At 72.0% G+C, this 14,344-nt stretch carries 14 protein-coding genes; 10 read left to right on the top strand and 4 right to left on the bottom strand.

Going from position 1 to position 14,344, the window contains the following annotated elements; all coding sequences use genetic code 11:
- Positions 1-110: 110 nt before the first annotated feature.
- From ACFVZW_RS29405 to ACFVZW_RS29390, 4 genes are all read right to left on the bottom strand, one after another.
- A complete protein-coding gene (locus tag ACFVZW_RS29405) occupies positions 111-1,022 on the bottom strand; it encodes a carbohydrate kinase family protein (protein WP_384527417.1) in 912 nt (303 codons plus the stop codon).
- Positions 1,023-1,143: 121 nt separating this feature from the next.
- Positions 1,144-1,341: a hypothetical protein gene (locus ACFVZW_RS29400; protein WP_384527414.1), complete on the bottom strand. Its 198-nt coding sequence runs from the start codon at positions 1,339-1,341 to the stop codon at positions 1,144-1,146.
- A 77-nt stretch (positions 1,342-1,418) separates the two neighbouring features.
- A complete protein-coding gene (locus ACFVZW_RS29395; RefSeq protein ID WP_384527411.1) occupies positions 1,419-2,186 on the bottom strand; it encodes a class II aldolase/adducin family protein in 768 nt (255 codons plus the stop codon).
- On the bottom strand, positions 2,183-3,262 hold the full coding sequence (locus ACFVZW_RS29390) for a C-terminal binding protein (protein ID WP_384527409.1): 1,080 nt from the start codon (positions 3,260-3,262) through the stop codon (positions 2,183-2,185). The genes ACFVZW_RS29395 and ACFVZW_RS29390 overlap by 4 nt, the downstream gene beginning before the upstream one ends.
- Positions 3,263-3,470: 208 nt before the next feature.
- Between ACFVZW_RS29390 and ACFVZW_RS29385 the strand changes: the two genes are divergently transcribed.
- From ACFVZW_RS29385 to ACFVZW_RS29340, 10 genes are all read left to right on the top strand, one after another.
- Entirely contained in the window at positions 3,471-4,370 is a 900-nt protein-coding gene (locus ACFVZW_RS29385) for an Lrp/AsnC family transcriptional regulator (protein ID WP_384527406.1), read from the top strand.
- Positions 4,371-4,455: 85 nt separating this feature from the next.
- The gene (locus ACFVZW_RS29380; RefSeq protein WP_384527403.1) at positions 4,456-5,382 is read left to right on the top strand and encodes a universal stress protein; all 927 of its coding nucleotides are present in this window, start codon (positions 4,456-4,458) and stop codon (positions 5,380-5,382) included.
- Positions 5,383-5,571: 189 nt separating this feature from the next.
- On the top strand, positions 5,572-6,213 hold the full coding sequence (locus ACFVZW_RS29375) for a GntR family transcriptional regulator (protein WP_384527400.1): 642 nt from the start codon (positions 5,572-5,574) through the stop codon (positions 6,211-6,213).
- Positions 6,214-6,215: 2 nt separating this feature from the next.
- Positions 6,216-7,118 (top strand): dihydrodipicolinate synthase family protein, encoded by a 903-nt coding sequence (locus ACFVZW_RS29370; RefSeq protein ID WP_384527398.1) that lies wholly within the window; start codon positions 6,216-6,218, stop codon positions 7,116-7,118.
- A complete protein-coding gene (gene araD / locus ACFVZW_RS29365) occupies positions 7,115-8,836 on the top strand; it encodes an L-arabinonate dehydratase (protein ID WP_384527394.1) in 1,722 nt (573 codons plus the stop codon). Before ACFVZW_RS29370 ends, araD begins: the two co-directional genes overlap by 4 nt.
- Before the next feature lie 97 nt (positions 8,837-8,933).
- The gene (locus ACFVZW_RS29360; protein WP_384527391.1) at positions 8,934-9,872 is read left to right on the top strand and encodes a carbohydrate ABC transporter permease; all 939 of its coding nucleotides are present in this window, start codon (positions 8,934-8,936) and stop codon (positions 9,870-9,872) included.
- Positions 9,872-10,783, top strand: a complete 912-nt coding sequence (locus ACFVZW_RS29355) for a carbohydrate ABC transporter permease (RefSeq protein WP_384527420.1) — start codon at positions 9,872-9,874, stop codon at positions 10,781-10,783. The genes ACFVZW_RS29360 and ACFVZW_RS29355 overlap by 1 nt, the downstream gene beginning before the upstream one ends.
- The gene (locus tag ACFVZW_RS29350) at positions 10,780-11,943 is read left to right on the top strand and encodes a Gfo/Idh/MocA family protein (RefSeq protein WP_384527388.1); all 1,164 of its coding nucleotides are present in this window, start codon (positions 10,780-10,782) and stop codon (positions 11,941-11,943) included. The genes ACFVZW_RS29355 and ACFVZW_RS29350 overlap by 4 nt, the downstream gene beginning before the upstream one ends.
- The gene (locus ACFVZW_RS29345; RefSeq protein WP_384527385.1) at positions 11,940-12,779 is read left to right on the top strand and encodes a PmoA family protein; all 840 of its coding nucleotides are present in this window, start codon (positions 11,940-11,942) and stop codon (positions 12,777-12,779) included. The genes ACFVZW_RS29350 and ACFVZW_RS29345 overlap by 4 nt, the downstream gene beginning before the upstream one ends.
- Positions 12,776-14,332 carry a family 43 glycosylhydrolase gene (locus ACFVZW_RS29340; RefSeq protein WP_384527382.1) on the top strand — a complete coding sequence of 519 codons (1,557 nt, stop codon included), beginning with the start codon at positions 12,776-12,778 and terminating at the stop codon, positions 14,330-14,332. Before ACFVZW_RS29345 ends, ACFVZW_RS29340 begins: the two co-directional genes overlap by 4 nt.
- Positions 14,333-14,344 lie beyond the last annotated feature (12 nt).

Genomic DNA, 14,344 nt, shown 5'->3' with positions numbered 1-14,344 from the left:
CCGCGCCCCCCCCCCCCCACTAACCACAACAGGCCGGCCCCGCGCGCGCGGGGGGGGGGGGGGGGCCGGGGGGGGGGGGGGGCGCGGGCCCCCCCCCCCCCGGGCGGGGGTCAGACCGGGGACGCCGCCAGGAGGGCGTCCTCGGTGATGAGGGCGGTCGAGCCCGGGGCCGTACAGGCGTGGGCACCGGACACCGCGCCGAGGCGGGCGCAGTCCAGGACGTCCCGGCCGGCGAGCCTGCCGTAGAGGAAGCCGCTGACGAACGCGTCGCCCGCGCCGTTGGAGTCGACGACGGGCGTGGGCGGGGCGACGGCCGGGATGTGGCGCGGGGTGGGATCGCCGTCCCGGGTGAGGACGTAGGAGCCGTTCGCGCCCGCCGTGGCGACCACGGTCTCCGCGCGGCCCTCGCGCAGGATCTCCCGCATCACCTCCGGGGTGCGCTCGCCCGGCCCCTCGGCGCTGAGGAAGACGAGATCGGAGCGGAGGGCGAACTCCCGGTGGTGGTCGGCGAGCCCGTCCCAGTCGTGGACATCGGTGGAGACGGGTACGCCCAGGGCCTCGATGTCGTCGTAGAGGAAGCGCGTGAAGTTCATGATGGACACGTGCGCGTGGCGCGCGCGACGCAATCGGGGCAGGTAGAACTCCCGGGGCATCCGCAGGTCTGCGGGGTCCCTGGCGTCGTAGAACGACATCCGGCGGCCCGTGGCGTCCACGAGGTTGACCGCGCGGCGCGTGCCGGCGGGCGAGATGACCGGGGCGAACTCGACGTCCCCCTCGGCCATGCGCTCACGGACGAGTGCCCCGATCGCGTCGTCCCCGATGCAGTCGAGCAGGGCGACCTTGAGGCCGAGGGCCCGGGTGCCGAGGGCCACGTTTCCCCCCGTGTGTCCGGCCCACTCCTCGATCGGACCCACCTGGACCGAGTCGGCGAGCGGGACGGGCAGGGAGTCGACCCGGATCACGGTGTCCACGCCGCTGCCGCCGAACACCAAGACGTCGTATCGCGGCTGCTGTTGATTCATGGTTCCGCCTCTCAGGTCCCGCCGCGGATCAGTATGCGGGACCGGCGGTACGGATGTGATCGGATGACCGCGACCGGGAGACCGCGCCGGTGATCTTCACGGTCCCAGGACCGCGCACCGGTCACTCGCCTCGGTCGCCGCCGCGGTCGAGGCTCGAGTCGCGGTTCGTGCGGCCCGCGCGGCGTACCAGTTGGCCGGCCGCCAGGGTCACGGTCGCCACACCGCGCACCCAGCGCGGGCCGCCGCGTGCCGCCCACACGACACAGACACACCCTCCGACGGCGAGCACGAGGACGCCGGACAGGATGAGCACAGCCATGCTCCTCCCCCTTCTACGGTGACGGTTCCGTCATCCTCTCACCGGCGACGGGGCCGCCGGTGAGCCCCTCCGCCGCTTCAGTCCTTGTAGTCCGGGCAGGTCCGGTCCAGGAGCCGGAGCATGGCCGCCCAGGCCAGTTCGTACGCGTCGTCGTCCTGGAAGTCGGCCGTGGCCTCGCCCGTGAGCTGTCGGGCCGTGTACTCGCAGACCTCGGCGGGCGGTATCACCAGGGGGCCGCCGCCGGCCTGGGCGGTGACCTGGATCTCGCAGGCCCGCTCCAGGCAGTACATCCGCAGGAAGGCCTGGGCGGCGGTCTCACCGACCGTCAGCAGGCCGTGGTTGCGCAGGATCAGCGCCGGGTGGGCGCCGATGTCGGCGACGAGACGTCGCTGTTCGTCGAGGTTGAGGGCGACGCCCTCGTAGTCGTGGTAGCCCACGCGGTCGTGGAACTCCATCGACATCTGGTTGAGCGGGAGCAGGCCGCTCTCCTGCGCGGCCACGGCGCAGCCGGCCTTGGTGTGGGTGTGCAGGACGCAGTGCGCGTCGGCGCGGGCGGCGTGGATGGCGCTGTGGATGACGAAGCCGGCCGGGTTCACGGGGTACGGGGTCGGTTCGACGGGGTTTCCGGCCAGGTCGATCTTCACCAGGTTGGATGCGGTGATCTCCTCGAAGAGCAGCCCGTACGGGTTGATGAGGAAGTGGTGCTCGGGTCCGGGCAGCCGGAGGGAGATGTGGGTGAAGATCAGGTCGGTCATCCGGAAGTGGGCCACGAGCCGGTAGACGGCGGCGAGTTCACGGCGCAGCCGGAGCTCCTCGGCGGTCGTCGTCGGCGTTGCGGTGGTCATGCGGCGGCTCCTTCGGGGGCGGGGGCGGTCGGGTCCGCGACGGGGCCGGTTGCGGTCGCGTCCACGACGGGGGCGATGGCGATGGTGGCGGGGTCGACGACACCGGTGGGGTCGACGACGGGGGTCAGCGGGCGGCCGGTGCGGTGCCAGGCGAGGACGTTCTCGGCGGGTCCGCACACATAGGCGCGGCGCGAGGTGTCGGACAGGAACGCGCTGTGGGGAGAGAGCTGGATCCGCGGGTGGGTGCGCAGCGGGTCGTCGGCCGGAGGCGGTTCCACGGGGAAGACGTCGAGCGCGGCGCCCGCCAGCCGGCCGGTGTCGAGGGCCGTCAGCAGGGCGTCCGGGTCGATGAGTTCACCGCGTGCGACGTTGACGAGGAAGCCGCCGGGGCGCAGCCGCCCGAGCAGCGCTCCGTCGACGAGGCCGCGGGTGGCCGGGGTCAGCGGGACGTGCAGGGAGAGGACGTCGCTCGCGGCGGCGAGGGCGCCGAGGTCGTCGTACCGTGCGATGCCGGCCGGCCAGTGGGCGGTGTCGGCATGGGGGTCATAGGCGGCGACCCGCCCGAAGGCGGGGGCGGCGAGCGCCGCGAAGGAGCGGGCGATCCGGCCGAGACCGACGAGGCCCAGCGTCAGTTCGCTCGAGCGGCGCGGCAGGTGGGGCTGCCGGGCGAAGTCGGCGTTCCAGCCACCGGAGCGGACGACGGCGTCGGCCTGCGGAAGGCGGCGTACGAGCGAGAGCGCGGAGGCGAGCGCGTGGACGGCGACGTCCTCGGTCGCGGCGTCGGGGAGGTTGGCCACCCACAGTCCGCGGCGTCGGGCCTCGGCCGTGTCGACCATGTCGTGTCCGGCGGACATCGTGGCGAGGATCCGCAGGGCGGGCAGCCGGTCGAGCAGTGCGGCGTCGATCCGCGCGTAGCCGACGATCAGGGCGACGGCGTCCGCCGCGACCTCGGCGATGACGTCGGGGTTCCGCGTGTCGGCCACGCGCACCTCGAAGCCGGCCTCCTCCAGGAGACGCATGCCCGGTGCGGGGTCGAGGTCATCGGTGTCGGTGAAAACGGCGACGGGCTGACTCACACCGCCCCCTTCTCGCTCGTGCGGATGATTCGTCGGTTGACGATGGACTGAACTTACGATTCATCTGAGGATGCTGTCCACTGACAGATGCACCGGCTATCCGTGACGCATGTCACGAACGCGGTCCAGCCGCGCCCCGGTGCCCGAGAATGACTGCGGACCCGGGCCCGAACGCCGCCCCGGGCCATCGAGCCGAGGAGATCACCGGGTGGATCTGGACCCCATCGACCTGGCCGTCGTCCGCGCCCTCCAGGACGACGGGCGCCTCGCCTACGAGACGCTCGCCCAGCGCGTCGGCCTGTCCCGGCCCGCGACACGCGCGCGGGTCCAGCGACTGCTGGAGTCCGGCGCGGTCCGGGTCGTCGCCGTCGTCCACCCCTCGGTCCGCGGACTGACCGCGTCCGCCCACCTGTCGATCGATGTGGACGGGGCCGCGGAGCCGGTGGCCCACGCGATCGCCGCCCTGCCGGAGGCGCCCTTCGTCAGCCTGACGGCCGGGCCGCGCGCGATCATGACGGAGCTGCGCACCGAGGGCTTCGACGCGCTCGAGAGGACCATCGAGCACGTGCGCTCGGTGCCCGGCGTCGCCGTGGTCGACGCGCTGATCGGCACCCGCCACCTCAAGGACCCGTACCTGCTGGCGGACGAGCCGACCGTCCCCGCTCCCGACGACACCGACCTGCGGATCCTCGACGCCCTCGAACAGGACGGCCGCCTCCCCTTCGCCGAACTGGCCGAGCGCGCCGGCCTCTCCCCCGGCGCCACCCGCGCCCGTACGCTGCGCCTCCTCGACGGTGGCGTGGTGAAGGTCCTCGCGCTCGTCCGCCCCGAACTGCTGGGCCTCGGGTACCTGTGCGGGTTCGCCGTCCGGATCGAGGGCGCGCGGGAGCCCGTGGCACGAGCCCTTGCCGGGCGGGAGCGCGTGACCTTCCTGTCGGCCTGCCTCGGGCGGGCCGAGCTGGTCGGCACGGTCACGGCGGAGTCCCTGGGAGCCGTGCGGGCGACCCTCGACACTATCCGCGCCGAGCCGGGGGTGCGCGCGGTGGAGAGCTGGATCCATCTGGAGCTGGTCAAGGAGCGCTACGACCTGGGCGCGCCGACCTCGTAGCGCCGAAGGCCGGACCCCGCGACACCCCTCTCGCGCCCCGCCGCCTCCCGGCGTGGCGCCCCGAGCAGGTGGTAATAATCCCGATATGAGCGCAAAGTCCGTTGTCGTCGGTGTGGACGGGTCCGAGCACAGCCACCGCGCCCTGGAGTGGGCGTTGAGCGCCGCACACGGACTCGACGCCCCGCTCGTGGTGGCGCATGTGCGCTCCGACGCGCTCCAGCTCGGGGCCGCGCGCATCGCCTCGCTCGGCGAGACCGCCGAGATCCCCGACAGCGTCATCGACGGCGTCCGCCGGTGGATCGAGGACCAGGGCACGAACGTCCCCGTACGGTACGAGTCGCTGGACGGCTCCGTGATGGACGCCCTGCTGAGCGAGGCCCGGACCGCGCGCCTCCTGGTGATCGGCTCCCGTGGGCGTGGTGGTTTCGCGACGCTGCTGCTGGGCTCCTCCAGCCGGGCGCTCGCCTCACATGCGCCCTGCCCGGTCGTCGTCGTGCCGCACGAGGCACGGGACGCCTCGCTGGAGAGCGGCACGGAGGCGGGCAGGATCCTGCTCGGCCTCCACCCGGAAGAGACCTCCGACGAGGTCCTGGACTTCGCCTTCCACGCCGCACGGCAACGGGGCGTGGCCCTGGAGGCGGTGACGGCCTATCGGCTCCCGCCCTCGCCGGTCATGCTGGTCGGCCCTCCTGCGCCCGCGCTCCAGATGCCGCCGCCGATCCCGGTGGACGAGACTCCCGAGCTCGTCGAGGAGACCTCGCGGAACCAGGAGAAGCGGCTACGGCCCTTCACCGAGCAGTACCCGGACGTCGAGGTCGTTCCCGTCGTCGTCCCGTCGGACGCGGCGGGCCGGCTCGTCGAGGGATCACGGAAGGCCGGGCTCGTGGTCGTGGGCCGCCACCACAGGCACCGGGTCCAGACCCTGCTCATGGGGTCGGTCGCCCACGCCGTCCTGCACCACGCCCACTGCCCGGTCGCGGTCGTCCCGCCCGCTCCTCCCACCTCGTCCTGAGCTGCGGGGGCATCAGGCCCCGCGCCGCGGATCCCTGACGGCCCGGAGGTTCGACCACCCGCCTCCAGTAAGCGCTTTCCGAAAGTGCCGCGCAAACCATTGACGACACACAGCGGTAGCCCTAACTTCATGCGCACCGCACTTCGTACGTCATATATGAGACGCGATACACGAGATCTGAGAGCGCCCATGGCCTTCGCCCCGAGTCCGATACCCTCCCGCACCCAGTACGTCCTGGAGGCGGTCAAGCACGACATCCTGACCGGAGGGCTCAGACCGGGCCAGGCTTTGGTGGAGACCGAACTCGCCGCTCGTTTCGGGGTGTCGAAGACTCCGGTGCGCGAGGCGTTGAAGACCCTCGCGGGCAGTGGGCTCGTGGTGATGAGTCAGTACAAGGGCGCGACCGTCCGCATGGTCGACGCGGACATGGCGCGATCCGTATACGACGTGCGGCTGCTGCTGGAGCCGGAGGCGGTGCGGCGTACCGTCGCCTCCGCGGCCCCGCTCGACACGGCGCGCGAGGCACTGCACCGGGCCTCGGTGGCCGACGATCCGGCCGAACGGTCGCTGGCCAACCGGGACTTCCACCGGGCTCTCTACGTCCCGTGCGGCAACCCGCTGCTGGGCTCGATGCTCGACGAGGTCCGCGACCAGGCCGCTCTGGTCTCGACCGTGGCGTGGGCCGCCGTTCCCTCCTGGGAGCGGGAGGCCGCCGAGCACGAGGAGATCCTGCGTCTGGCAGTCGTCGGAGACGTCGACGGCGCGGGCCGGGCCGTTCATGACCACATCGCCTCGTTCGTCGAGCGCGCCTTCCCGCAGGAGAGTGAGTGACCATGGCCTTCGAGTCCATGAAGGCCGCGCTGGCCGATGTCGTGGCCATCCCCGTGACCCCCTTCGCCGAGGACGGCTCCCTCGACACGGCAGCGCACCGCATGCTGCTGCGCCGGCTCCTCGACGGTGGCGTACGGACACTCACGCCGAACGGCAACACCGGCGAGTTCTACGCCCTCACCCCCGAAGAGCGGCGCCTGGTCACGGAGTTGACCGTCGAGGAAGCGGGTGACCGCGCTGCGGTGCTGGTGGGCGTCGGACACGACATTCCCACCGCGATCGAGGCCGCCCGACACGCCCGTGACGTGGGTGCCGCGATGCTGATGGTCCATCAGCCCGTCCATCCGTACGTCTCCGAGAGCGGCTGGGTCGACTACCACCGGGCCATCGCCGATGCCGTGCCCGGGCTCGGCATCGTCCCGTACCTCCGCAACGCCCAGCTGAACGGCGCGCGTCTCGCCGAGCTCGGCGCCGCGTGCCCGAACGTCATCGGGGTGAAGTACGCCGTTCCCGACGCCTCCCGCTTCGCGGCCTTCTCCCGGGACGCGGGCCTCGACCGCTTCGTCTGGGTCGCGGGTCTCGCCGAGCCGTACGCACCGTCCTACTTCGCGAGCGGCGCGACCGGCTTCACGTCGGGTCTGGTCAATGTCGCCCCCTCCGTGTCCCTGGAGATGCTGACGGCGCTGCGGGCGGGCGACTACCCGGCCGCGATGAAGGTGTGGGAGCAGATCCGCCGCTTCGAGGAGCTGCGGGCCGCCCACGCCAGCGCCGACAACGTCACGGTCGTCAAGGAGGCGCTCGCCGTCCTCGGGCTGTGCCGACGTGATGTCCGTCCGCCCGCCCGTGAGTTGCCCGAGTCCGAGCGGGCCGAGGTCGCCTCGATAGCCGCCGGGTGGCCGGTATGAGCCGTTCGCCCGAGGAGCTGCGCAGTCACCAGTGGTACGGCACGGACGGTCTTCGATCGTTCAGCCATCGCGCCCGCACCCGTCAGCTCGGCTATCTCCCCGAGGAACACCTCGGCAAGCCGGTCATCGCGATTCTCAACACCTGGTCGGACATCAACCCCTGCCACGTCCATCTGCGCGACCGCGCGCAGGCCGTGAAGCGGGGGGTGTGGCAGGCCGGCGGCTTCCCGCTCGAGTTCCCGGTCTCCACGCTCTCGGAGACCTTCCAGAAGCCGACCCCGATGCTCTACCGCAACCTTCTCGCCCTGGAGACCGAGGAGTTGCTGCGCTCCTATCCCGTCGACGGTGCGGTGCTGATGGGCGGGTGCGACAAGTCCACCCCGGCGCTGCTCATGGGGGCGGCCAGTGTGGACCTGCCCACCGTCTTCCTGCCCGCCGGGCCGATGCTGCCGGGCCACTGGCGGGGGGAGACCCTCGGCTCGGGCACCGACATGTGGAAGTACTGGGACGACAAGCGCGCGGGTCTGATCGGCGACTGCGAGATGACCGAGCTGGAGAGCGGTCTGGCGCGCTCGCCCGGTCACTGCATGACGATGGGGACGGCGTCCACGCTGACGGCCGCCGCCGAGACGCTCGGTGTGACGGTCCCCGGAGCGTCCTCGATCCCGGCGGTCGACTCGGGCCACGACCGGATGGCGGCCGCCTCCGGGATGCGGATCGTGGAACTCGTACGGCAGGACCTGCGGTTGTCGCGGATCCTGACCCGCGAGGCGTACGAGGACGCGGTCGCGGCCGTCCTGGCCCTCGGTGGTTCGACGAACGCGGTCATCCATCTGATCGCGATGGCCGGGCGCTCGGGCGTGAAGCTCACCCTGGACGACTTCGACCGGATCGCCAGGACCGTGCCGGTGCTCGCCAACCTCCGGCCCGGCGGGCAGTACTTGATGGAGGACTTCCACTTCGCCGGCGGGATGTCCGCCTTCCTCTCCCGTCTGACGGATCTGCTCCATCTCGACCGGCCGACGGTCTCGCACGCCACGCTCCGGGAGCAGCTCGCCGGTGCCCTCGTGCACGACGACGAGGTGATCCGGGTACGGGAACGGCCGCTCGCGACCGAGGGCGGGGTCGCGGTGCTGCGCGGCAACCTGTGCCCGGACGGCGCGGTCATCAAGCACATCGCCGCCGAGCCGCACCTGCTCAAGCACACAGGTCCCGCGGTGGTCTTCGACGACTACCGCACGATGCAGCGGACCATCGACGACCCGGCGCTCGGCATCACCGCCGACCATGTGCTGGTGCTGCGCGGATCCGGCCCGAAGGGCGGTCCGGGGATGCCGGAGTACGGGATGCTGCCGATCCCCCGCCATCTCCTGGAGCAGGGAGTACGGGACATGGTGCGGATCTCCGACGCCCGGATGAGCGGCACGAGTTACGGCACGTGCGTGCTGCACGTCGCCCCCGAGTCGCATGTGGGCGGCCCGCTCGCGCTGGTGCGCACCGGGGACGTCATCACGCTCGACGTCGAGGCGAGGACGCTCCGTCTGGAGGTCCCGGACGAGGAGCTGGAGCAGCGCCGGCGGGCGTGGACACCTCCGCCGGCGCGGTACGAGCGCGGCTACGGTGCGCTCTACATGGAGCAGATCTCCCAGGCCGACACGGGCTGCGACTTCGAGTTCCTGGCCAGGCCGGGGACGACCCCCGACCCCTACGCCGGCTGATCCCCGGCGGGCCCGGACCGCAACTCCCCCTCCGTACTCGTTCGATATGTCGAACACTGTCTGCGAAGCGCTTCATGCCAAGATCGGAGCCGCCGTCATGGCCTCAGCTGTGACCTCACCACCCAAGGCCGCCAAGGCACCTGGGCGACGCCGCACGGGAGCGACCCCGCGCCGGCTGCCGTACCTCCTGATCGCCCCCGCGGGGCTGCTGATGCTGGGCTTCATCGCCTACCCGGTGCTCAGCGTCTTCTACTACAGCCTCCAGCACTACAACCCCACCAAGCCCTGGCGGAACGGCTACGCGGGCTTCGAGAACTTCACGCGCATCTTCACCGAGGACCCGCACTTCTGGGGAACGCTGACCTTCTCGCTGAAGTGGGTCGCCGTCGAGGTGACCCTCCAGCTGCTGTTCGGACTCGCGCTCGCCCTGATCGTCAATCAGACGTTCGTGGGCCGCGCGCTGGGCCGGGCCCTGGTCTTCTCGCCCTGGGCGGTCTCCGGGGTGCTGACCTCCGCGATCTGGGTCCTGCTCTACAACTCCCAGACGGGCATCACGCGCTATCTCGCGGACATGGGGATCGGCGAGTACGGCACGTCCTGGCTGTCGGACACCGCCACGGTCTTCCCGGCGGTGGTCGTCGCCGACCTGTGGCGCGGTGTCCCCTTCTTCGCGATCCTCATCCTCGCCGACCTCCAGTCCGTGCCCAAAGACCTGTACGAGGCGGCCGAGGTCGACGGAGCGGGCCGGCTGCGGCAGTTCTTCCACATCACGCTGCCGCACCTGAAGGACGCCATCATCCTGTCCACGCTGCTGCGGGCGGTGTGGGAGTTCAACAACGTCGACCTCCTCTACACCCTGACGGGCGGCGGTCCCGCGGGCGAGACGACCACCCTGCCGCTGTACATCGCCAACACCAGCGTCGACGCCCACAACTTCGGTTACGCCTCCGCCCTCACGACGGTGGCGTTCGTGATCCTTCTCTTCTGCTCGATGGTCTATCTGCGCCTGAGCAAGTTCGGAGGCGAGAGCAAGTGATAGTCCAGGACACCACCCCCGACACGGTCGCACGGCCCCCGGCCGGGACACCGACGCCACCGACCACGCCCCCGTCGCCGAGCCGCAAGCGACGGCACGCCTGGGACGAGGCCCCCCGCTGGCAGATCTACCTCCCGCTCGGCATCTACCTGCTCTTCACCCTCATCCCCTTCTACTGGGTCCTGCTCTTCGCGGTCCGCCCGGCGGGCTCCACCTCGCTCGTGCCATGGCCGATGACGACCGAGCACTTCGAGAAGGTGTGGAACGAGCGCAGCTTCGCGACCTTCTTCCAGAACAGTCTGCTCATCGGGCTGGCCACCCTGGTGACCACCACGGTCGTCGCGCTGGCCGGGGGCTACGCCCTGGCCCGCTTCGACTTCCGGCTCAAGAAGGGCTTCATGCTGGCCCTGCTGTGCTCCCAGTTCGTGCCGGGCGCGCTGCTGCTCGTGCCGCTGTTCCAGATCTTCGCCAACCTGCGGATGATCAACTCGCTGGGCAGTGTCATCATCGCCGAGACCGTCTTCCAGCTGCCCCTGTCGATGATCCTGATCAGCGGCTTCATCAAGAACGTGCCGTACTCGCTCGAGGAGGCGGCCTGGGTCGACGGCTGCAGCCGGTTCACCGCCTTCCGTATCGTCGTGCTCCCGCTGCTGCGGCCGGGTCTGGTGGCCGTCGGCTCCTTCGCCTTCGTCCACTCCTGGAACCACTTCCTCTTCGCGCTGATGTTCCTCAGCAGCCAGGACAAGCAGACCATCCCGGTCGGCCTCAACACCTTGATGGGCGCCGACAGCGTCGACCTCGGAGCGCTCGCCGCCGGTGGCGTGATCGCGGCCGTGCCGGTCGTCATCGTCTTCGCCTTCATCCAGAAGTGGCTGGTCACCGGCTTCAGCGCGGGGGCGGTGAAGGGATGAGCGAGGGACGCGCCCCGCTGCCCGTGGTCCTCGCGGGCGCCCGCGGCCACGGCCGCTCGCACCTGGTCAACATCAACCGGCTCGAACGGCTCGGTCTGGTGCGCCTCGCGGGCGTCTGCGAGCTGCGGCCGCTGGACGCCGAGGAGCTGGACGGCTTCGGTACGCCGGAGCAGTCGTCCGACTTCGACGCGCTGCTCGCCTCCACCGGGGCACGGATCGCCGTCATCTGCACGCCGATCCAGACGCACACCGATCTGGCGCTGATCGCCGCCCGGCACGGGGCCCATGTGCTCCTGGAGAAGCCGCCGGCGCCTTCGTACGCCGAGTTCCGCCGGATGGCGGACGGGGTCGCGAAGGCCGGCGTGGCCTGCCAGATCGGCTTCCAGTCGCTCGGCTCCCACGCCGTGCCCGCGATCCGCCGGCTCATCGAGGAGGGCGCCGTCGGAGAGCTCCTCGGCGTCGGCGGAGCCGGGGCGTGGGTGCGGGACGAGGCGTACTTCCGGCGCGCTCCCTGGGCGGGGCACCGGCGCCTCGACGGCGTGGACGTGGTCGACGGGGCGCTCACCAACCCGCTCGCCCACGCCGTCGCGACGGCGCTCGCCCTGGCCGGCAGCCCGCGGGCGGAGGACGTCGCGCACATCGAGACGGAGCTGCTGCGCGCGAACGCCATCGAGTCCGACGACACCTCCAGCGTCCGGATCGTCACCGCGCAGGGCACCCAGGTCACGGTCGCGGCGACGCTGTGCGCCGAGACCGATTCCGAGCCGTACGTCATCGTCCACGGCACCCGGGGCCGGATCACCCTCTGGTACAAGGACGACCGGGTCCTGCTCCAGCGCGGCGGTCACGGCCCGGTGGAGACGGTGTACGGCCGAACCGACCTGCTGGAGAACCTGGTCGCCCATCTGACCGACGGCGAGGCGCTGTGTGTGCCGCCCGAGGAGACCGGGGCGTTCATGCGGGTCGTCGAGGCGATCCGTACCGCGCCCGACCCCGTGGAGCTGCCGGTCGAGTGCTGGCGCAGCGAGCCGGGCGGGAGCGCCTCCCGCCGCGTGGTCCGCGGTGTCGACGGGCTCGTCGCCGCGAGCGCCGACACCCTCAGCCTCTACTCCGAGCTCGCTCCCCCTTGGTCCCTGACCCCGAAGGCGGATGCCCGATGAACCAACCCATGGTGCTGCGCTGCGCCGGCCGTGCCGTCGCCCGCTACGTCCTGCGCCCCGACCTCGCTCCCGACCACTCCCCCCGCCCCTATCTGCACCCCGTCTCCACCCTCGCGGGTGTCACGGTCACCGAGCAGCTGCCCGCCGACCATCCGCACCACCTGGGGGCGGGCGTCGCCGTCGCGGACGTCGCAGGGTTCAACTTCTGGGGCGGGCGCACGTTCGTCCGCGACCAGGGGCCGATCGCGCTCGACAACCACGGCATGCAACGGCACGGGGGGTTCAAGCTCCGCGACCCGGACGGCTTCGTCGAGGAGCTGACCTGGGTGGCCGGCGAGCGCACGCTGCTGCGGGAGCACCGGACCGTCTCGGCCACGGCGCTCACCGACTCCGCGTGGGCGCTCGACTTCACCTTCTCGCTCGCCAACGTGTCCGGTGAGGAGCTGTCCATCGGCAGTCCCGCCACCAACGGGCGGCCGGGCGCGGCCTACGGCGGGTTCTTCTGGCGGGCGCCCCTGGAGAGCGCCTCTCCCGAGGTGTTCGGCGCACAGGCCGACGGAGAGCGGTCCGTCCACGGACGGGCGGCCGACTGGGTCGCGCTCGCGGGCCAGGGCTGGACGCTGGTCTTCGCCGGGGCCACGGAGGAGACCCGGCGCGACCCGTGGTTCGTGCGCGCCGCCGAGTATCCGGGCGTGGGCTCCTCCCTCGCCTTCGCCGACCGGCTGACGGTCGCGGAGGGTGCGGCGGTGGTGCGACGGGTGGTCACCGTCGTCGCCGACGGGCGGCTCGACCGGGACGCGGCCGCGGCCCTCGTCCGCAAGGCGGTGGCGGCGTGACCGCGCCCGCCCTGCCGACCGGGGACCTCGGCGACGGGACGTACCGCAATCCGGTCCTCGCCGCCGACTGGTCCGACCCTGACGTGCTGCGGGTCGGCGAGGACTACTACCTCACCGCCTCCAGCTTCGGCCGGTCCCCCGGCCTTCCGCTCCTGCACTCCCGCGACCTGGTCAACTGGACGCTCGTCGGGCACGCCCTGGACCGGCTGCTGCCGGAGGCCGCGTACGCCTCGCCCCGTCATGACGGCGGTGTGTGGGCGCCCTCGCTGCGCCACCACGACGGCCGGTTCTGGATCTTCTGGGGCGACCCGGACCACGGCATCTGGCAGACCAACTCCCCGTCCGTACGAGGCGAGTGGAGCACCCCGCATCTCGTCAAGGCGGGCCGCGGTCTGATCGATCCGTGCCCGTTGTGGGACGAGGAGACGGGCGAGGCCTATCTCGTGCACGGCTGGGCGAAGTCCCGTTCGGGCATCGGCAACCGGCTGACCGGCCACCGGATGAGCCCCGACGGCAGCGGCCTCCTCGACGAGGGCAAGACGATCGTCGACGCCGACACGATCCCCGGGTGGTTCACCCTCGAAGGGCCCAAGCTCCACCGCCACGACGGCTGGTTCTGGATCCTCGCCCCTGCCGGGGGCGTGGCGACCGGCTGGCAGGGGGCGCTGCGGTCCCGTGACTTCTTCGGCCCGTACGAGGAACGGGTCGTCCTGGAGCAGGGCGACACCGACGTCAACGGCCCGCATCAGGGCGGCTGGGTGCGCACCCCGGGCGGCGAGGACTGGTTCGTGCACTTCCAGCAGTCCGGGGCGTACGGACGGCTCGTCCACCTCCAGCCCATGCGATGGGACGAGGACGGCTGGCCGGTGCTCGGGGACGCGGGCACTCCCGTCCGCGTCCACACCAAACCGGCCCTGCCGCCGCAGCCGGTCTCCGCGCCCGCGGTCGACGACGACTTCCCGGGCGGGCGGTTCGGGCGCCAGTGGCAGTGGACCGCCAACCCCCGGGACGGCTGGGCCACGCAGCACGGCGGCGACGGTCTGCGGCTTAACTGCGGTCGTGCGGAGGGGATCGACGACCTCCGGACGGTGCCGCACATCCTCACCCAGCGGCTTCCCGCCCGCCACGGCACCGTCGAGGTCGAGCTGCGGCTCGACAGCGAGGAGCCGGGGGCCCGGGCCGGTCTGGTGGTGCTCGGCGACGCCTACAGCTGGATCGGGCTGCGCCGCGAGACGGACGGCACGGTCCGTTTCGTGCACCGCTTCGCCCCGCTGAACGCCGACCGCGAGCGGGACGCGGCGCCGTCCCGGCCGGTCCCCGGGGGCCGCGTGAGGCTGCGGATCGACCTGCTGCCGGGCGCCCGCTGCCGGTTCTCGTGCGCCGCCGACGAAGCCGAAGGCGCCGAGGGCTTAGTGCCTAGCGGGCAGGTCTTCGCCGCCACGCCCTGGCGCTGGGTCGGCGCCCTGCTCGGTCTGTTCGCCGCCGCCCCGTCGGGAGCGGGCGGCCCGGCCGGCACGGCCGCGTTCACCTCGTTCCGTATCACCCCCTCCTGAACCCGCAACGCA

Origin of the sequence: Streptomyces sp. NPDC059567, assembly GCF_042735655.1 — a bacterium.
Lineage (GTDB): Bacteria > Actinomycetota > Actinomycetes > Streptomycetales > Streptomycetaceae > Streptomyces.
This window is presented reverse-complemented; position numbering and strand designations above follow the sequence as displayed.

Bases quoted from the DNA above. Each gene is read 5' to 3' on its own strand.
- ACFVZW_RS29360 (WP_384527391.1), top strand. From the start codon at position 8,934: ATGGCCTCAGCTGTGACCTCACCACCCAAGGCCGCCAAGGCACCTGGG.
- ACFVZW_RS29345 (WP_384527385.1), top strand. From the start codon at position 11,940: ATGAACCAACCCATGGTGCTGCGCTGCGCCGGCCGTGCCGTCGCCCGC.
- ACFVZW_RS29395 (WP_384527411.1), bottom strand. From the start codon at position 2,186: ATGACCACCGCAACGCCGACGACGACCGCCGAGGAGCTCCGGCTGCGC.
- ACFVZW_RS29380 (WP_384527403.1), top strand. From the start codon at position 4,456: ATGAGCGCAAAGTCCGTTGTCGTCGGTGTGGACGGGTCCGAGCACAGC.
- ACFVZW_RS29375 (WP_384527400.1), top strand. From the start codon at position 5,572: ATGGCCTTCGCCCCGAGTCCGATACCCTCCCGCACCCAGTACGTCCTG.
- ACFVZW_RS29350 (WP_384527388.1), top strand. From the start codon at position 10,780: ATGAGCGAGGGACGCGCCCCGCTGCCCGTGGTCCTCGCGGGCGCCCGC.
- ACFVZW_RS29405 (WP_384527417.1), bottom strand. From the start codon at position 1,022: ATGAATCAACAGCAGCCGCGATACGACGTCTTGGTGTTCGGCGGCAGC.
- araD (WP_384527394.1), top strand. From the start codon at position 7,115: ATGAGCCGTTCGCCCGAGGAGCTGCGCAGTCACCAGTGGTACGGCACG.
- ACFVZW_RS29370 (WP_384527398.1), top strand. From the start codon at position 6,216: ATGGCCTTCGAGTCCATGAAGGCCGCGCTGGCCGATGTCGTGGCCATC.
- ACFVZW_RS29400 (WP_384527414.1), bottom strand. From the start codon at position 1,341: ATGGCTGTGCTCATCCTGTCCGGCGTCCTCGTGCTCGCCGTCGGAGGG.